The following is a 19,541-nucleotide window of genomic DNA, read 5'->3' as shown; positions in this document are numbered from 1 at the left end:
GAATGAACAACAAACAATTACGCTGGTTTACTGTTGCGTTAATTGCATTTAACATGGTTTGGGGCATGGGGAATGTAGTTAATAACTATGCTCAGCAAGGAGTATCAGTTGTCACCTCTTGGCTATTGATTTTGGCCATTTATTTTATTCCATACGCATTGATCGTTGGACAATTAGGGTCAGCCTTCAAGGATAGTAAAGGAGGCGTCAGTTCATGGGTCGAAAATACGACATCTAATAAACGACTGGCATACTATGCCGCTTGGACTTACTGGGTCGTCCATATTCCTTATTTGGCACAAAAGCCTCAAGCAATCCTGATTGCTGGCGGTTGGGCAGTCCAAGGAAATGGAAATATCGTAAATACGATGTCAGTACAAATGGTAGCAGTTATTTCACTTATTATATTTCTTGCCTTTTTATATTTATCAACAAAAGGACTTTCTACTTTGAAAGTGATTGGCGGACTGGCCGGAACAGCGATGTTCGTCATGTCGATCTTATTTATTCTTTTAGCTGTAACGGCACCGTTCATCAATCCAACGATGGAATTTGCCACACCACATATGAATCAAGTGAAAACATATATTCCAACATTTGATTTCAGTTATTTCACAACCGTTTCGATGCTAGTATTTGCAGTTGGAGGAGCGGAAAAAATATCCCCTTATGTCAACTCTACAAGAAATCCTGCAAAGGAATTTCCTAAAGGGATGATCTTCTTAGCAGCAATGGTAGGGATTTGTGCTGTATTAGGCTCAGTCGCAATGGGTATGCTGTTTGCTAGCGATAATATTCCTAAAGACTTGATGGCAAATGGGGCATACAGTGCTTTTCAAATTTTAGGTAATTACTATGGTATCGGTAACTCATTGATGATCATTTACGCATTGACAAACATGATTGGACAAATCTCCGCATTAGCCTTTTCAATTGATGCACCACTAAAAATCTTGTTAGCAGATGCGGATCCAGAATTTGTACCAAACTGGCTACGTAAACGTAATCGTAAAGGTACATTGGTGAATGGTTATCTTCTGACAGGTATACTAGTAGGAATCATTATTTTGTTGCCGATCTTTGGTATCAAAGATATGAATGAATTAGTAAAATGGTTGACGAACTTGAACTCAGTTGTCATGCCAATGCGTTACCTATGGGTGTTCTTGGCATATATGATGTTGAATAAAGCTTATAAGAAATTCAATTCTGAATATAAATTTGTTAAAAATCCAAAAATCGGTTTTATCTTTGGTGCTTGGTGCTTTGCCTTCACTGCGTTTGCATGTATCCTAGGAATGGTGCCAAAAGTAGATTATACTGCTGATCCTAAAGCATGGTGGTTCCAATTATTCACGAATATCATCACACCAATTGTCTTGATCTTATTAGGTATGATCTTGCCAGCAATTGCTCGTCGAGACAAAAACAAAGAAATCACTGAACCAGAAACAGTGGTTCAGCCTTAAAATAGAAATACTTGTTACAAGAGGTTGTGACAGAAGTGGTCAGCTTCAAGAAATAAGAAGGAATTTACGAAAATTGCTTCTCAAATTTTTGTGAAGTTTCGGCTTGTTTTTCGCAGAAGCTACTTCTGGAACACCGTGAATCAGAGGTTGTGAAAAAGCTGTCCTGCATCAAGTAATAAGAACAGCCAAACAAAAATAGCCCCTCATATTTTTCGTTTTGCTGGGCTTATTACCGCAGATGCAAGCTTTTGAACACCGTTTAAGAAAGAGGTAGTGAGCCTGCCGTTTAACTCCGAGTCACAAGGAGCAATTTCAAAAAACAACTTCTCATGTTTGTTGACTATTGTGCCTTGTGACCGAGGTGTTGGCAGGAGAACACCGTTTAAGGAAGAGGTTGTAAAATCAGCGATTTGACCTGAGTATTAGAGGAACAAACGAAAAAATAGCTCCTCATATTTTGCCGTTTTTTGAGTTAATGCTGAAGGTCAGCTGATTGAACACCATTTATTCGAAACAAGGGACTTTGACACGACTTTTGTCACAGTCCCTTGTTTTTTTGCGGCGTTATAAGTGGTATGATCGAACCAAATTCCAAAGAGAAGTGAGGGAGAAGAATGAAGATCATCGTGATTGGACAAAGTGGGTCGGGAAAATCGACCCTCGCAAGGAAGATCAAAGAAATCACCGACTTTCCGCTACTGCCGCTAGACCTTTTATGGCATACAACAGACTACAGTATTCAGGCAAAAAAGTGGTTTTTGCAAGAACAGCAATCGTTTATGGTATCTAATCCGTCATGGATTGTTGAAGGAAATTATACTTCTACATTAGAGGAAAGGATTAAAGAAGCAGATAAGATCATTTGGCTTAAAGTGCCGCGTTATCTCGCCATCTACCGAGTAGTTTGGCGTTCTCTAAAAAGAAAGATAAACAAAAAATCTCGGCCAGATATGCCTGAATCATTTTCAGAGAAACTAAACAGGGAATACTTAGAATTTTTATCTTTTATCTGGCATTTTGAAGAAAACAATGAACCGAAAATACAGCAGCTGATCCAAGTAGCTAATGCAAGAAATAAACTGATCATCCTTAAAACAAGACGAGAGAAACAAGAATTTTTAACTAAATTGAAAATAGAGAGCAAAAATAATTGACAGTTTTTGTTTACAAGCGTAATCTGTATTCATAAGCTAATGATTACATTTGTAAACGAAAGGTGTGAAATAAATGGAAAAAGTCAAAACGCCAGTAAAGATCAGTGATTCAGAGTGGGAGATCATGCGTGTTATTTGGACACTTGGACAGACGACAGCCCAAGAAATCACGCAGATCTTAGCTGATTCGATGGATTGGAAACCAGCAACGATCAAAACTTTGCTGGGACGTTTGGTAAAAAAAGAAGTGATCTGGACAGAACAAGAAGGAAAAAAATTCATTTATCATCCAGCTGTCTCGGAGATGGAAACAGTTCGCAGTGCGACGGAAAATCTTTTTTCCCATATCTGTGCAAAAAGGATTGGAGAGACGATTGCGGATCTAGTAGAAGAAGCCACTTTGACTCAAGAAGATATCAATGAGATTTTGAAACAACTGGAACAAAAGCAACCAGTAGATACGATCGAATGTAACTGTATCCCAGGTCAATGTGAATGTAAACAACATCAATAGGAGGAAGAAAAAATGAAACAACAATTTTCAATCGAAGGTATGAGCTGCAATCATTGTGCAGCAAGAGTAGAAGAAACAGTAAGCGCACTTGACGGCGTGCAAAAAGTGAAAGTAAATTTGAAAAAAGCAAACGGTACGGTCAAGTTTGATGAAACAAAAGTTCAATCCGAAAAGATTTGTCAAGCAATCAATGGATTGGGTTATAAAGCAGAGGTGATTTGATGGCAACAGCAGAAACCAAAATGGATACGTTCGTCATTACAGGTATGACTTGTGCAAATTGTTCTGCTAGGATCGAAAAAGAGCTGAACGGACAACCTGGTGTGGTCAATGCCACAGTCAACTTGGCCACTGAAAAAGCAAGTGTCAAATATGAAGGGACGACCACTGAAAAATTAATCCAAAGCGTAGAAAACATCGGTTATGGTGCAATTTTGTACGATGAAGCCCACAAACAAAAAATTGCAGAAGAAAAGCAAGCGTATTTGAAAAAAATGCTATTCGATCTTATATTGAGTACGGTTTTGACTTTGCCGTTGATGTTGTCAATGATTGCTATGATGTTAGGAAGCCATGCGGCGATTGTTCACTTTTTTCATTTTCCAATCGTCCAGTTAGTGCTGTCTGCTCCTGTCCAATTTTATGTCGGTGCTCGTTTTTATAAAGGTGCGTACCATGCAATCAAGACGAAAGCACCAAATATGGATGTATTGGTAGCAATTGGAACATCGGCTGCCTTTGCATTGAGCATTTACAACGGATTTTTCCGTGGACACCCCCAAGATCTTTATTTTGAAAGCAGCAGTATGATCATCACGCTGATTTTGCTCGGCAAATATTTGGAACATACAGCAAAAACGAAAACAGGTAATGCAATCAAACAATTGATGTCTCTTCAAACAAAAACCGCCCAAGTGATAAGAAACGGGAAAGAAGAAACGTTAGCGATTGAAGAAGTAGTCGTTGGTGATCAACTAGTCATCCGTCCTGGTGAGCAGATTCCAGCAGATGGTCGAATTATTTCAGGAAGCAGTGCGATAGATGAAAGTATGCTTACTGGTGAAAATCTTCCTGTAGAAAAGAATCCGGATGACACGCTTTTTGGCGGGACAATCAATACGAATGGTCTGCTACACATGGAAGTCACACAAGTCGGCAAGCAGACAGTATTAGCGCAAATCATTCAAATGGTGGAAGATGCTCAAGGGAGCAAAGCCCCAATCCAAAAAATCGCAGATCGGATCTCAGGGATTTTTGTTCCGATCGTATTAGTCATCGCGTTTATCACGCTCATAGCTACAGGTTTGATCACTGGTGATTGGCAACTCGCATTGATCCATAGTGTCTCTGTATTAGTCATTGCGTGTCCATGTGCATTAGGTTTAGCGACCCCAACAGCTATTATGGTAGGAACGGGTGTTGGTGCACGAAATGGAATTTTAATTAAAGGCGGAGAAGCATTAGAAGCAGCTGCTCACTTAGACAGCATTGTTTTGGATAAAACTGGAACGATTACAGAAGGAAAGCCCAAAGTTACAGATCTAGTCGGTTCAAAAGAAGTCCTATCTATTTTTTATACTTTAGAACAAGCTTCTGAACATCCACTAGGTAAAGCAATCGTGGAATACGGAAAACTGCAAGAAGCAGCAACATACGATATGATTGATTTTACAGCCCACCCAGGTGCTGGGATCAGCGGTACGATTAATGGAGTACGCTATTTTGCGGGTACACGTAAACGATTAATTGAATTGAACCTATCATTTGATGAATACCAAGAACACGCGTTAGAATTAGAACAGCAGGGAAAAACAGTCATGTTTTTAGCTGATGAAAAGCAAGTGATCGGGTGGATTGCCGTGGCTGATCAAATCAAACTAGAAGCCAAACAAGCAATCAAGCAGCTCCAGAATAAAGGATTAGATGTTTTTATGCTGACAGGAGACAACAAACTGGCAGCCGAAACGATTGGTAAACAAGTTGGTATTGATCCAAAGCATATCTTTGCTGAAGTACTTCCAGAGGATAAAGCAGCCTACGTAGAAAAACTTCAGAAAGATGGCAAAAAAGTCGGTATGGCAGGCGATGGAATCAATGATGCACCGGCCTTAGCATTAGCTGATGTCGGTATGGCAATGGGAAGTGGAACGGACATTGCGATGGAAACAGCCGATGTGACGCTGATGAATAGCAGTTTGGCATCCATTGCACAAACAATCGAGTTGTCTAGGTTGACATTGAGAAAAATCAAACAAAATCTTTTCTGGGCTTTTGTCTATAATACGATTGGTATTCCTTTTGCCGCACTAGGCTTTTTGAATCCAATCATTGCAGGAGGAGCGATGGCGTTTAGTTCCGTCAGTGTATTGTTGAACTCCCTGAGCTTAAATCGACACATGAAAAAGTAAGAGAAGGGATGGAGTAAAAATGAATGGGAACGATATGGAGAAAAAACATGAGCATAAAAAAGAAGTAGTAAACAAAGAAAGTACAGAATCTCATGAAAAACAGATGGAGATGAAACATGACCATAGTCAGATGGATCATTCCATGCACATGGGACATAACCATGGAGATATAGCAAACAGCAAACAAATGGACCATTCGATGCACATGGATCACGAACACGGCGGCATGGATCATTCCATGCACATGGGGAATTTCAAACAAAAATTTTGGCTATCGCTTATCCTAGCTATCCCAATCATTCTTTTTTCACCAATGATGGGAATGGAATTTCCATTTCAAGTAACGTTTCCTGGTTCTGATTGGCTCGTATTGATCTTAGCAACTATACTATTTATCTATGGCGGTCAGCCATTTTTAAGTGGAGCTAAGATGGAATTGAAACAAAAAAGTCCTGCTATGATGACACTGATCGCGATGGGGATTACAGTTGCATATATTTATAGTGTCTATTCGTTTATCGCAAATCTGCTCAATCCACATACACACGTCATGGATTTCTTCTGGGAATTGGCTACTTTGATCGTTATTATGCTACTAGGTCACTGGATTGAAATGAATGCTGTGTCGAATGCCAGCAATGCTTTACAAAAACTAGCAGAATTACTGCCAGAATCAGTGAAACGCTTGACGAAAGATGGAAAAGAAGAGACAGTTTCATTGAAAGAAGTAAACGAAGGTGATCGTTTGATCGTCCGGTCTGGTGATAAAATGCCAACAGATGGTGTAATCTTGAAAGGTGAAACAATTGTTGACGAATCAGCTGTGACTGGCGAATCAAGAGGAATCAAAAAACAAGCCAATGACAAAGTGATTGGCGGTTCTATCAATGGGGATGGAACGATCGAAATCGAAGTAACTGGAACTGGTGAAAATGGTTATCTAGCGAAGGTTATGGAAATGGTGCGAAAAGCACAAGGAGAAAAATCCAAGCTAGAGTCATTATCTGACAAAGTGGCAAAATGGCTGTTTTATGTCGCATTAATTGTGGGTATCCTGGCATTCATCGCCTGGTTGTTCTTGACAGATCTTCCTAATGCATTAGAACGTATGGTAACAGTCTTTATCATCGCCTGTCCTCATGCTCTAGGTTTAGCTATCCCATTAGTTGTTGCTCGCTCCACATCAATAGCAGCTAAAAACGGATTACTTTTGAAAAACCGCAATGCACTGGAGCAAGCCAATGATCTAGATGTGATCATGCTGGACAAAACAGGAACACTAACAGAAGGAAAATTTACTGTAACGGGTGTCGAAGTACTTGATGATGCGTTCAATAAAAATGAAATCCTTCAATATCTAGGAGCCTTGGAAGCGAATGCCAATCATCCATTGGCTGTTGGCATTATGAATTATTTGAAAGAACATGAAATCAAGCCTTATCAAGCTGAAAATCTAAAAAATCTTTCAGGAGTCGGGCTAGAGGCAACAGTCAAAAAACAACAAGTGAAAATAGTTAATGAAAAAGAAGTTGAGCGTCTCGGATTAAACGTAGAACAAGCATTATTGAAACCTTACCAAGAACAAGGAAATACCATCAGCTTCCTGATTTTAGAAAATCATCTAGCTGCAATCGTTGCTTTAGGTGACGTAGTAAAAACAGAAGCAAAAGAATTTATCCGAACATTGAAAGAAAGAAAAATCACTCCTGTCATGCTTACTGGTGACAATAAAAACGCTGCCCAAGCAGTAGCAGATTATTTAGGGATCGAAGAATATTATGGCGGTTTATTACCAGATGATAAAGAAGCTGTTGTCCAGAAATACCTTGACCAAGGGAAAAAAGTAATCATGGTGGGTGATGGGATCAATGATGCGCCAAGTTTAGCCCGTGCTTCAATCGGGATGGCAATCGGTGCAGGGACAGATATCGCAATCGATTCTGCGGATGTCGTATTGACAAACAGCGATCCAAAAGATATTTTGCATTTTCTTGATCTAGCCAAGCAAACGCGAAAGAAAATGATCCAGAACCTCTGGTGGGGGGCAGGTTACAATATTCTTGCAATTCCGCTAGCAGCCGGAATTCTTGCGCCAATTGGTATCATATTAAGTCCAGCAGTTGGTGCTGTCTTGATGTCGTTAAGTACGGTAGTTGTAGCTCTAAATGCTTTGACATTGAAAATCAAATAATAATGAAAAAAGGGGCTCTTTGTCAATAAGGACTGATGGGTTGTACAAAATCAAATCTGGGTCAGAATGAACCTCATTCTGGCTCAGATTTTTTGTTATCTTACTTTGATTAATTGATTGATCAAAAAGATTCTAATTCTCATGTTCTCAAATGATTTAAATCCGTAGGATACTCATTTCATTGTCTTTATATGGGTATTCTTCGCTTCTATTTTTCCATTGGTGTAAGGATAGATCATCGCGTTGGTGATGCCTTCTTCATAGGTCAGAAGGTTTTGGAGCTTTTCCCGAAAGCCGTCATCTAACGTTTCGGGAAGTTCTGCCAATAAGGAGAAAAATAAGTCAGGGTCTTTGTCTCGAAAGGCTTCAACTAATTCATGAAAATAGGGATACGCCTCCTTCAGGGACGTAGAAAAGCCAAGCAATCGATCAATCATCATCGCTTCCGTAAGAAATGGGTATTTTGGTGCTCGAAAACTTTTCCATGTTTTGTATTCATAATGGTTGATGTTTGCACGATTTTTTAGCAAAAAGCGCCAGTTCTTTTTCAGTTTTTCTGCCTGACTTTTCTGTCCTACTTTACGAAGTTCATTCATTTCACGGATACGCAACTCATTAAAGGCTTGATTCATGTGTTTGATAATATGAAACCGATCAATCACTACTTTCGCATTTGGCAGAATACGTTTGGTAAGCTGGAAGTAGGCGGCGTTCATGTCTGTGACTAAAAATTTTACTTCTTCAGGATTAGCGCAGCCTAAGAAATAGCTTGTTAATCGAGGCAATTTACGCGTAGGCAAGACATCAATTAATTGTCCTGTTTCGCCATCTGCGCAAATAAAGCTCATTTTATCTTCTATGGAAGCGTGCGAACGAAATTCATCAACCATCAATACTCTGGGGAGAATCCTCTTAGATTGCTTTGGTAAGTAGCTTTTAAACTCTTTCAACGTACGAATAACGGTGGTCAAAGATACCTGACAATTTTTCGCAATAAAAGATAAAGATACTTTTTCAGTCAGTAAAGAAGCAATTTTATATCTGACATGATTCGCGATTGAATGTCTGGGTTGAACAAAATAACTTTGAGCCGTCCAATGGGTTCGACAGTTTTTACAGGTATAGCGCTGCTTTTTTAAGCGCATAACCAAAGGCATGTGATTGTATTGTTCAAAGCGGACAATCGTTTCCTTCTTCCCATTTTTCACTACAATTACTTTCCCGTTTCCATCTACCACAGTAGAACCACAATTTCTACAGGTATGGGGAGCAGGTGAGAAAACAGCATCGACGATCAACGTCTTTTTCTTCTGAAAGGTCTCGTAAGAGACCTCTGTAATCATCAAATCTTTCTCTATTAATCGCAGCATTTTTTTGATAGAATCATTCATATAGCATATCGTCCTCTCAGTTGTTTATTTTGTCGTGATTTAATCATACTAGAGAACGATATGTTTTTTAATACCTAAAATAAAAATGGGGCTGAAGAATCAATTCTGATTCATCAGTCCCATAAATTATAGAGCCAAAAAAGGTTGTGACAAAAAACGTGTCACAACCTTTTTTTCGAGTAATCGATACTCAATCAGCTGGTTCTCGGCATTCGAGAAGTAGATTCTCCAGAAATTTTATCTTATTTTTTGAAGCGGCTCCCTTTTGTCAGAATTTTTTTGTATACCGTTTTTCTTATTATATGCGTTATTTCTAAATAGGTTTTTTTATCGAATTTTACCGGATCTGCTTGTCGTCCATATATTTCTGCTTCATATTGAGTAGTTAATCGAATGAAACGCAGATCTAGCTTGAATTCTTGTTCTATTCGCAGGCTATATTCCTGCAAAGATTCTGCGGGTTTGCGCGGTACCAATGTTTCCAAAGGGTTAAGAAGTTTTTGATATGCAATCGTATTAGTAGAAGCAAAAAAATGAAGATAGATAAGATAACTTGTCCAGCGCAGAGATTTTCTGAATAACAATAGAAAGAACAACAAGACGGATAAACACACTCCAAGGCTGAATAAGACGATTTTATAAGCTGGTGTGAGTGTTGTTTCTTCTGATGGAATGACCTCAGATCTCTCACTGGAAATAGTTTCTGCCATATTTTCGCTTTCATTTGGTTGTTCGATAGCAGGCTGGACGGTTTCGGTTGTTTCAGCAACTGGTTGTGAACCCATTGGATTGGCAAATGAAGGGGTTGGTTCAAATGGAAGCCAGCCAAATCCAGGAAAGTATACCTCTGGCCAAGAATGAGCATGACTATTGAGAATGCTGTATTCCTCATTCCCTTGATTATCTGTGCCTGTTCTGAGCCCATTTGTAAAACCTTTTGTCCAGCGAGCTGGGATACCAAGTGTTCGAAGAAGGACGACCATAGAAGTTGAAAAGTTGTCACAATAGCCGACTTTTGAATCAAAGAGGAAATAATCCACATAATCGTGTTCTTTTGGAGTATGCCCGGTATCCGTTTTGGAATAGCGGAAATTTCCGCTTGTTTTTAAATACTGTTAGACAGCTTCGACTTTACGAATTAAAGTTGCTTCATTTTTGGTCAATTCGACCGCCAAGTCCTCAATACGTTTAGGCAAACTTTTTGGCAATTGAAGATTTGTCTGCTGATTTTCTAAATCATCAGCTTTTAACTGACTGCTTTTTAATTCTTCTCTCGTAAAAACTAACCTTTCTGTTTGTAAAGTTGCAGAACGTGTCGATTCATTCGGGACAGGAATGAATCGCTGGCTTTCAGGCAAATAGTAAAGCGTTTGTCCACTAGCTAATGAAAAATCAGTCAAGGTAGTATTTCCATAAGGATAAGGTAAGAAAGCTTGTTTTTTTAGGGTCAATGTAATGTTTTCTTTGTCTTCTATAACGGTTTGGTAGCTCGTGATGTCAACAGGGAATTCTTGGATTGGTTGGATGGGTGCGTCCTGATCTTCTATTCATCCAGAACCGGTGTAATGATTTTTATTTTCGATCTTCCAATAGCCATTTCCTTTTTGGTTCGCTGTAAAAACAACTTCGCCATTATCATATAAAGGTCCACCAAGCTGTTCATCATTCTCACTGAAGCCTGTTCTTGCACTTCCGGTTAATTGATACTCATGGAGTGTGTCATAAAGCCCTTCATCATTAAGATATTCTCGGATCGGTTCACTCGTTTCCTCGAGAGATTGGTGTACTTTCGGAAGATATAAAGGCAAGATAGCGCTAAAAGTTAAGAAACAAATAAGCAGAACTGTAGTCAATGACTGGAATCGAGTGTTTCTCGACAACAACCGGATGGAGAAAAATTGCCTTGCTGCCAGATACACGAACAAAACAGTTACTACCGCAATCATTTCGTACAGTAAATCTTTTTTCCGAAAAACGGTAAGCATCATGAAGTAAGCCATCAAAGAAAGAAAGGGTGCGTACCAATAGTCGTAATCCACGGTCAATGTAATAAATAAATAGATCAGCAACATTATGAGAAAAAAAGCTGTCTTTTCTGGCAAATAATAAAGTTTACCTTGGGATAGATGGAAGAATTCCTCTGTAACTGACGAAAAAAACTGTAAGATCCATAATATGGAAAATGTCTTCGAAGGAAAATATAAAAACAAACAACCTATCATTACTGGCAAAGAAAGCAGCAAACGTACCCATTTTTTAGGAATACAGCAGACAATAAGGCATAGGACACCAATAGTTAGGATAAGAAGGTAGCTGTTTTGCAATTGATTAGCTACTACAAATATCGGAGCACCTACACTTAGTATCACAAAGGAGTAAACGCCACGCAGCCATTTTTCCCGTTTAATCGTCAATCCATTCACCTCCTGGCAATGAACATATCTTGTCTTTTTCTTGGACCATGAGTTGTTTTTCTACGAAATAAACAAGATAAACCGTTCGATCTTTTGACAATGTTTCAATAGCTTCTGAGACTTCAGGAGAATTCTCAGGAACAAAGAGGACGATTTGTTTTTTTGCATATTTTTTCAAGTGTGCGAAAAAAGTTTTCTCATCGCCAGCTTCCAAAGAAGCAAAATAGGTATGACCGGGGTCTTTGCCATGAAAGGCGCGGTTGCCTAATATCAGAAGTTCCGGCTGCTTTTCTTTTCTCAAATGCCATAAAGAAAAATACAAGTCTAGCAGAGGTTCAAATTTTGGACTGGGCGAACCCCAAAAGCAAAAAAGAGGAGAACATTCTTCTTCTTGATAATCGTATTCACGGTATAACCACTCTTGAGTATGAGCAGACAATTTCCAATCGATTCGGTTGAAAGAATCACCTGGACGATAAGCGCGATGTTCCCGAAAATCAAGACCTCTTTGGTACGCGTTCAGCTGCTGTTTTTTTTCCAGAACTCTCTGTAATTTTTCTGCTTGAATCTTACAAAAAGCAGGCAGAACAGTCACAGGAAAAGAGATCTCTCTTTTTGCACTTTTTCTGAAAAGTCCTAGACTATCATAGGCTGTAAAAATGACAGTTAATGTTTCATGGCATCCTCTTTCTTTTGGCTGCCAAAGCAATTGGACTTCTTGCGGTTTATTTGTAAGAATCAAAATCTCTTGTTTTTTTCTGCAAAGATTGCTGGGAAGCCGATTTGTAAACGAGGGAGAGGTAAAGAAAAAGTTCTCTTTTTTGCTATGGAAAAAATAACCTGCATACTTTTTTTGCGATAAACGAGTGGCTGCAATGTACAAGTAACCGAAAGTTTCTTTAGAAAGCTGCTTAATGAAATCAAGCTCCATGATACATAAAGAGTAAAAAAGGCCAACAAGAACCAGCCTAAAGAATTGTTGAATACAAGAGCAAAAAGCACAATGATGAAATATACCAGAAATAACACAAAATTAATGAAATAATCTTTGATTTTTTCCATTGTCTACCTCAATCTACCTCACAGGAATAGGAATTTGTGCAACAAGAGTATGAATGATTTGTTTCTTTTCGTCTTCCTTCAATGAACGATCGTAAAAAATCAGGCGATGGGAAAACACGTAAGGAACTAAATCCTGCAAATCTTTGGGCGTGACGTAATTTCTCCCATGGATTAAAGCATAAGCTTTTGCTGCCTGAATAAAGGAAAGGCTTCCTCGTGGACTGATGCCAAGCTGGATGGCAGCATGACTTCTTGTTGCTGACACTAACTGCAAGGCATAAGATGCCACTTCGGGACTGACAAAGACATTCGCCACATTTGTTTTTATTTCTTCTATTTCATAACTGTTCAATACTTCATTTAAGTTATCCAACACTTTTTCGAATTTATCCAAAAGTAGCAAAAGTTCGTCATCAAAAGAAGGATAACCGATTTGTAGTCGGAATAAAAAACGATCGAGCTGTGCTTCCGGCAAAGGATATGTTCCTTCGTACTCGATTGGATTTTGCGTAGCTAAGACAAAAAAATGATTGTCTAGAGGGTATGTATTGTTGTCGATCGTTGCATGATTCTCGGCCATTGCTTCTAAAAGTGCTGACTGAGTACGAGGAGTCGTACGATTGATCTCATCTGCTAACAAGATCGTGGTAAAGATCGGTCCCGGACGAAATTCAAACTCTTTTGATTGTGAATTGTATACGGAAAAACCAAGAATATCACTAGGCAGCAGATCAGGAGTACATTGGACTCTGCTGAAGGTTCCCTGTACAGCTTTTGCTAGTGCTTTGACCAGTAACGTTTTACCTACACCGGGAATATCTTCGAATAAGACATGACCACCTGCTAATAGGGCCACGATCATCAATTGGATAGTTGAACGTTTGCCGATGACCGCTTTTTCTAATTCTTATATCAACTGATCGATTTTTTGTTTGGATTCTTCTATTTTTTCTTCCATTTTCACATCACCTTCTCATAAAATCGCTATTTATTTCATTGTAATGGAAGGGAATACATCCTACAAGCAAAGTGATCTTATTATGTTTTTTTAAAGTACATTCGTTTTGAAATGAGAATACGATTAAATTGAGTAAAATAAAAAATAATGAGGAAGATTTGCGTATTTAAATAAATAGAAAGGGAGTTTTTTATCTTTTTAGGAGTGAACCCATTTTGATCAAACAATATGTTTAGAAATCAGGTGAGAAATGATCGATGAGATGGCAAAAACTATTATCAAAAAATGCACAGAATTTATTTTCACTAATCAATCTAATGAAAGATTTGATCTGGCGAAAAGCTGATTTAGCTGAAGAACTGAAAATCGATGTTAAAACAGTGGATCGGCATCTGAAACGTTTGGCGGAAAGCGACTGTCCCATTCAGCTGATTCTTCATAAGAAAACCGTTCAGTTAGTTTATGATCAAGGATATAGCGAACCTTATCTCTTGTTTGTTTTTCTGATCCAATCACCCCCGTTTTGTTTACTGAAAAATCTGCTATTGAATGAACCTTACGAGCAGAAGTACGATCGTTCTACGCAAGAGCGATTGAGAAAGTGGTTTGGCGAGTACCACCTTTCTTTTTCTTATAAAAAAGCACAGATCTTTGGTTCAGAAAGAAAAGTAAGATATCTGCTGTTTTGCTTTTTGAAAGATTTTCCGCATTTTTTTGCAGATGATGGAGAGCAGTCCTTTTCTGAGATGTTCATCCAATTATTGAAGCAAAGAAAGGATCCGGCAGAAATCGAGATTTTAGGAGACAGTCGAACACTATTCTTTGAATTGTTTCCTGAATTGCTATTTAGAGAGGAGCAGATTTTGCCAATAAAAGAAAAAAATTATCTAGCAATTTTGCGCTTGAGCTGTAACCAGATTACTGAAAAGCGGTGGAAACGGATAGAAGAGACACAAGACTATCGGAAATTGACGATTGTGACTGAAAAGCTTGATTCGCTGTTTTGGCTGAATAGCGAATTTGAGAGCGAAAGCAAATCAAAGCTGACAAAAGTACTTTACCAAGAATGACTTCGTTACGTAATTGGTATCCATGACCGGCTGATAGAAGAAGTTCGTTATTATCAGGAAACATTAGAAAAATTTCCCAATTCCAAAGATAAACTATATCAATTTCGGCTAGCGATCCAACAAGCACTTGCACACCCCGCAGTAGAGTGGGGGATGCTTTTACTGAAAACACTCCAGGAACGAGGGTATTTAGATGTCCACCCTCCTGAAGTGAAAATCGTCTTTTTTTTTCGCTATGAACACCAAGAAGCAAGAAGACTTGCTGGGGTACTGAACAAAACGCTAAGACATCGAAAACGGATCTCTATACATGTATGTACTCGAAATAAGCCGCCTCGGTATGCAGATCTAGTGATCATCGATCATTTTTTTCCACTAGACCATAACGAAGATCAAAAAACGTATCTGTACCATCCTTCATTTGGTATCGAAAGACTTCTTACCGATATCAATTACTGGTTAGGCAAAAACCGATAAAACCTTTGGAAAAAAGATCAAAACAAGTCAGTCTGTGCTATAATAAAAAGCGATTAGTAAAGGAGGAAATCCATTGGAATTAAAGAAATTAGAAGTTCCCACATCTTCGATCACAGAAGTGAAACGATCGCCGATGGATGTATTTGCTCAAGCGCGAGACGCGGGAACTGGCGTATATATATTTAATCGTGAAAAAGTAGCTGGCGTGATGCTGACCCAAGAACAATACGAAACGCTCTTGCAAGAACTAGATGTCCTTCGTCAAACAGTGAAAGTGGAGAGGAAAGAACCAAAAGAAATAAACGAAGAACCTATTAACAAAACAGCTTCCGTCGTATCCAATGCTGAAGGGATGGAAGAGCTGGCCCAAACATTACAGCACTCGCTCATTACTGGTGTGACGATTACAGCAAAAAATCTAGATGAACGAATGGTAGCACTAGGTTTTATTACGAAAAAGACCGGATTTGGCGGAGTCGTGGATATGCTTAGCGAGTTGATGGAAACTGGGAAAATCAACTACCAGTTAAGAAGAAAACCGCAAAATCGGACAATCATAGCTGAAATCATAGGAGAGCAAAACAGTCAATCTCAATTGATGGATAAAATCATCATCAAGAAAATTTTTCTACATGAGCTATAAGAAAACCATGTTCGCACTTCTAGGCAAGCCAGGCTTTGAAGACCTTGCCAAAGAATTGAACGAACGCCTTTAAGATAAGGGTTTTTCGCTAGATTTAAAAAATCAGTGATAGAAACATGTTCGCTTATAAATAAAATTAGTGATAGTTTTAGTGATAGTGAGCTTAAAAAAGCACTCAATTTGAGTGCTTTTTTATTTGCTCTTCTATATAGTTTTCTAGTTGATTCATTGATCTTTTTTTCACTTCGGGAGAAATATGGGCATAGACTTGTGTAGTGGAAACATCTTTATGACCTAAAAAACCTTTGATATCTTCTAAAGGTATTCCTGCTTGTCTCGTTCTAGCTGAAAAAGCAAAACATAATGTTGGTGTTTTCCTTTCAGCATATCTATCAGCAAGATGTAGAGTAGGACAACCTCGTGAGCCAAAAGTCCTGTGCAAATCGAGTTACAACACACACATGATAAAGAAACTTTTGAAAAGAACTATAAAGTATACGTTGAATTGGCAAGAGATTCAGCAATGAAATATGGTATTCCATTAACATTAGACACTCCTTATAACCAACCAGGAATCAAATCGCATTTATGGGTAACACAAAATATTTGGGGCGATCATACAGATCCTTACGGTTATCTTTCTGAAATAGGTGTAAGTAAAGAAAAACTAGCCTATGATTTGGCTCATGGTTTTACGGATGATAATCCAACTACTTCGGAGGATAAACCAGTAATTGATCCAACTCGAGCAGGTGCTGCAAATTCTACGCTGACAGATGGAACAAATTACGCCCACATTGATCAGTTCGGAGAAATCGAAAACGCAAACTTGCATGTAGCTGGATGGCACATTGCTAATTATAAATACGAGTATATTTTCATTATGGACTACAATACTGGAAAAGAACTAGCTAGAGTAAGAGCTGATGGGATTTATAGACCAGACGTAAATCAAGCTTATAATACTTTAGGAAATGTTGGCTATCATGTATCTTTCAATATGCGTGATTTCCCTAATAAGAAAGTATACGTCATGATGCGTGCGACAAACGATCCAGAAGGAAATACTAAGGGTGGAGCACAAGATTTTCATGACAAGCGTTGGTATTTAAATATTCCACAACGATAAAAAATCCCCCCCTCTTTGAACTGAACCCCAAAAGTTGAACTATTTAATGGACTGTTTCCGATATTCTACTGGAGATAGTCCATTTAACTTTAGTTTTATCCTTTTGTTATTATACCACCTAATATACTCATTTAATTTACTTTGAAATATCTCAATTGATCGGAATTTTTCTCGATAAAAAAACTCTGATTTAAGCACACCAAAAAAATTTTCTATTACAGAATTATCTAAGCAATTTCCTTTTCTAGACATGCTTTGAATAATGTTATTCTCTTTTAATTTTTTTTGATATTGTGGCATCTGATACTGCCATCCTTGATCTGAATGTAGAATCAGTGAACCCTCAGTTCCCTTTTTTTTAATTGCTTGTTGAAGCATTTCTTCAATCAGTTTATATGTTGGACTAGTTGATATACTATAACTAATTATTTCTCCGTTAAATAAATCAAGTATAGGAGATAGATAGATTTTTCTTCCTTTTATCTTGAATTCAGTGACGTCTGTCACCCATTTTTTATTGGGTGTATCTACTGAAAAATTTCGTTTTAACACATTCTTGGCAATTTTTCCTACTGTTCCTTTATAAGATTTATATCGCTTTATTCGGATTTGACAGGTAAGTCCCATTTGGGACATTAATTTTCTAACTGTTTTATGATTGATTGTATATCCTTTCATCTTTAACGCTAAAGTGACTCTACGATAACCATAAGAGTTTCTTGATTCTTTTACAATCGCTGTAATTTCTTGCTTTATCTTGCTATATTTATCTGGCTTATCTAATTTTTTTACCCAGTAATAATAAGTTGACTTCGCTAATTGTGCAATTGAAAGTAATAGATTCAATTTAAATTCTTTTTTGAGCTGAAGGATTGTTTTAACCTTGATTTCTTCTTGCTCAAATCTTGTTCTTGAATCAAGGTTTCTAACTTTTTTAAATATGCGTTCTCTGCTCTTAAACGAATAACTTCTTCTTCAAGAGACTCATCTTTAAGTTTTTTAGGAATGTTTAGCTTGGAATTCATACTAATTTTTCTGCCCCTTTTTTGGCTCTCAAGTGAAGAAGCACCGCCTTCTTCATATTGCTCTATCCATTTACTTAGAGTTCTATTTGAACCGATATTAAATTTTTTAGCAGTTTCTTGGATAGAAAGACCATTTGTTTCCATATATTCTATAACATCAAGTTTAAATTTTGTAGTGTAGCTTTTGCCACCTCCAACCAAGCCTTCCCAACCATGATAGTTATAAATCCTTACCCAATGTCTAACCAGTGTACGATTTATTTGATATTTATGTGCAAGATATTTGTAGCCGCCTTCGTTATTTAAATAGTCTGAAACTACTTTTTTCTTAAAAACAAATGTATATTTCCGCAAAAAAAGCACCCCTTTTAATTAGATTTCTAGTGAATCGGCTACACTAGACTAGACAGAAAAAATAAGGTGTGTAGAATAATAAAAAACACACTGGAGGATTTTTCATGCCAAGACGTCAACGAAGAACCTATTCAAAAGAATTCAAACAACAAATCGTCGATCTCTATCTCGCTGGTAAGCCTCGCGCAGGAATTATTCGAGAGTATGAGCTTACGCCTTCTTCTTTCGATAAATGGATGAAGCAAGCACAATCAACGGGCTCATTCAAAGAAAGAGACAACTTAACACCAGAACAAGCAGAATTGATCGCACTAAGAAAGAAAAATAAGCAACTCGAAATGGAGAATGATATTTTAAAGCAAGCGGCGCTGATATTCGGACGAAAAGACAAGTAATTGATGCCAACAAGCATAAATATTCCATATCAGCGATGTGCAAAATTCTAAATATTTCTCGTCAGACCTACTATTATCAAGCGAAACCGATCGAAAATGAGTCCGACTTAGAAGAGATCGTTCAGGAAGAGTTTATTCGAAACCGAAAGGCTTACGGTACCCGAAAATTGAAGAAGTGTTTAGCAAAGCGTGGGCTTCAACTCAGTCGGCGCCGAATCGGTCGAATCATGAAACGCCGCGGATTGACATCTACCTATACGATCGCTCATTTTAAAGGGCAACGAACAGCTTGTAATGAAGCGAAAACAGCGAATGTATTAGATCGGACCTTTACACAAGAACAGCCATTGGAAGCCATCGTTACGGATCTTACTTATGTTCGCGTGGGGAAAAAGTGGCATTATATCTGCTTAATACTTGATTTGTTTAATCGAGAAATTATTGGTTATTCCTGTGGTGAGAAGAAAGATGCCTCATTGGTAAAAGAAGCCTTTGGACGGATACCGTATTCTTTAACAGACGTCAAGCTTTTTCATACAGACCGGGGAAAGGAATTTGATAACCAAACCATTCATGAGATTCTGAATGGTTTTGGAATTACTCGTTCATTGAGTAGGAAGGGTTGTCCGTATGATAATGCCGTTGTGGAATCAACCTATAAATCTGTCAAAGTAGAATTCGTGCATCAATACCAATTTGAGACACTGGCACAGCTACGTCTAGAATTGTTTGATTATGTGCATTGGTGGAACTATCTACGCTTACATGGCACGTTGGCGTATGAAACACCGATCCAAATTCGACAACAGAGATTGGCGAAGCGAATCCTTGATAATGAGCGCGGATCTGATACCTCTGGAGAGGCAGCGTAATTGAATGATTGTGCT

General features: G+C 38.2%; 14 protein-coding genes and 4 pseudogenes. 11 read left to right on the top strand and 7 right to left on the bottom strand.

What is annotated here, in order from left to right; all coding sequences use genetic code 11:
- The first annotated feature begins 2 nt into the window (after positions 1–2).
- From ACIFUW_RS09525 to copB, 6 genes are all read left to right on the top strand, one after another.
- Entirely contained in the window at positions 3–1,469 is a 1,467-nt protein-coding gene (locus tag ACIFUW_RS09525; protein WP_002288779.1) for an APC family permease, read from the top strand.
- Between the two features lie 614 nt (positions 1,470–2,083).
- Positions 2,084–2,623, top strand: a complete 540-nt coding sequence (locus tag ACIFUW_RS09520) for a topology modulation protein (protein WP_002304690.1) — start codon at positions 2,084–2,086, stop codon at positions 2,621–2,623.
- A gap of 73 nt (positions 2,624–2,696) precedes the next feature.
- Positions 2,697–3,137: a CopY/TcrY family copper transport repressor gene (locus ACIFUW_RS09515; protein WP_002294855.1), complete on the top strand. Its 441-nt coding sequence runs from the start codon at positions 2,697–2,699 to the stop codon at positions 3,135–3,137.
- 12 nt (positions 3,138–3,149) lie between these two features.
- On the top strand, positions 3,150–3,359 hold the full coding sequence (gene copZ / locus ACIFUW_RS09510; RefSeq protein WP_002289040.1) for a copper chaperone CopZ: 210 nt from the start codon (positions 3,150–3,152) through the stop codon (positions 3,357–3,359).
- On the top strand, positions 3,359–5,545 hold the full coding sequence (locus ACIFUW_RS09505) for a heavy metal translocating P-type ATPase (RefSeq protein ID WP_002312937.1): 2,187 nt from the start codon (positions 3,359–3,361) through the stop codon (positions 5,543–5,545). The genes copZ and ACIFUW_RS09505 overlap by 1 nt, the downstream gene beginning before the upstream one ends.
- Positions 5,546–5,564: 19 nt before the next feature.
- Positions 5,565–7,736 (top strand): copper/silver-translocating P-type ATPase CopB, encoded by a 2,172-nt coding sequence (copB, locus tag ACIFUW_RS09500; protein WP_002299539.1) that lies wholly within the window; start codon positions 5,565–5,567, stop codon positions 7,734–7,736.
- A gap of 95 nt (positions 7,737–7,831) precedes the next feature.
- On the opposite strand, the pseudogene ACIFUW_RS09495 reads toward copB, so the two are convergent.
- From ACIFUW_RS09495 to ACIFUW_RS09475, 5 genes and pseudogenes are all read right to left on the bottom strand, one after another.
- Positions 7,832–9,127 (bottom strand): annotated as a pseudogene (locus tag ACIFUW_RS09495) (ISL3-like element ISEfa5 family transposase).
- A gap of 242 nt (positions 9,128–9,369) precedes the next feature.
- A pseudogene (locus tag ACIFUW_RS09490) lies at positions 9,370–11,541 on the bottom strand (transglutaminase domain-containing protein).
- Entirely contained in the window at positions 11,531–12,283 is a 753-nt protein-coding gene (locus ACIFUW_RS09485; RefSeq protein ID WP_002326714.1) for a DUF58 domain-containing protein, read from the bottom strand. The pseudogene ACIFUW_RS09490 and the gene ACIFUW_RS09485 overlap by 11 nt, the downstream one beginning before the upstream one ends.
- Positions 12,280–12,603 (bottom strand): hypothetical protein, encoded by a 324-nt coding sequence (locus ACIFUW_RS09480; RefSeq protein WP_002299544.1) that lies wholly within the window; start codon positions 12,601–12,603, stop codon positions 12,280–12,282. Before ACIFUW_RS09480 ends, ACIFUW_RS09485 begins: the two co-directional genes overlap by 4 nt.
- 13 nt (positions 12,604–12,616) lie before the next feature.
- Entirely contained in the window at positions 12,617–13,492 is an 876-nt protein-coding gene (locus tag ACIFUW_RS09475; protein ID WP_305954223.1) for an AAA family ATPase, read from the bottom strand.
- A 326-nt stretch (positions 13,493–13,818) separates the two neighbouring features.
- On the opposite strand from ACIFUW_RS09475, the gene ACIFUW_RS09470 reads away from it, so the two are divergent.
- The 3 genes from ACIFUW_RS09470 (at position 13,819) to ACIFUW_RS09460 (ending at position 15,751) form a co-directional block, all read left to right on the top strand.
- Entirely contained in the window at positions 13,819–14,631 is an 813-nt protein-coding gene (locus ACIFUW_RS09470; RefSeq protein ID WP_002294839.1) for a hypothetical protein, read from the top strand.
- Positions 14,632–14,784: 153 nt separating this feature from the next.
- Positions 14,785–15,108 (top strand): hypothetical protein, encoded by a 324-nt coding sequence (locus ACIFUW_RS09465; protein ID WP_002304701.1) that lies wholly within the window; start codon positions 14,785–14,787, stop codon positions 15,106–15,108.
- Positions 15,109–15,181: 73 nt separating this feature from the next.
- Positions 15,182–15,751, top strand: a complete 570-nt coding sequence (locus tag ACIFUW_RS09460) for a prevent-host-death protein (protein ID WP_002294835.1) — start codon at positions 15,182–15,184, stop codon at positions 15,749–15,751.
- 175 nt (positions 15,752–15,926) lie between these two features.
- Here the strand turns inward: ACIFUW_RS09460 and ACIFUW_RS09455 are convergent.
- A pseudogene (locus ACIFUW_RS09455) lies at positions 15,927–16,103 on the bottom strand (recombinase); the annotation flags it as partial.
- A gap of 72 nt (positions 16,104–16,175) precedes the next feature.
- Here ACIFUW_RS09455 and ACIFUW_RS09450 point away from each other — a divergent pair.
- Positions 16,176–16,880: pseudogene (locus ACIFUW_RS09450) on the top strand (N-acetylmuramoyl-L-alanine amidase); the annotation flags it as partial.
- 39 nt (positions 16,881–16,919) lie between these two features.
- On the opposite strand, the gene ACIFUW_RS09445 reads toward ACIFUW_RS09450, so the two are convergent.
- Positions 16,920–18,259, bottom strand: a protein-coding gene (locus ACIFUW_RS09445; protein WP_086953915.1) for an IS3-like element ISEnfa3 family transposase whose coding sequence is annotated in 2 segments (ribosomal slippage) — positions 16,920–17,818 and positions 17,818–18,259 — 1,341 coding nt in all. Because the reading frame shifts where the segments join, the coding sequence is not laid out codon by codon here.
- 104 nt (positions 18,260–18,363) lie between these two features.
- Here ACIFUW_RS09445 and ACIFUW_RS09440 point away from each other — a divergent pair.
- A protein-coding gene (locus tag ACIFUW_RS09440; RefSeq protein ID WP_114366812.1) for an IS3-like element ISEfa8 family transposase occupies positions 18,364–19,526 on the top strand; the annotation gives its coding sequence in 2 pieces (ribosomal slippage) (positions 18,364–18,640 and positions 18,640–19,526; 1,164 coding nt in all).
- Positions 19,527–19,541 lie beyond the last annotated feature (15 nt).

This window comes from Enterococcus sp. PLH-Efm8 (genome assembly GCF_053011625.1).
Note: the sequence above shows the minus strand (reverse complement) of the source record. Positions and strands in the feature narration are given on the sequence as shown.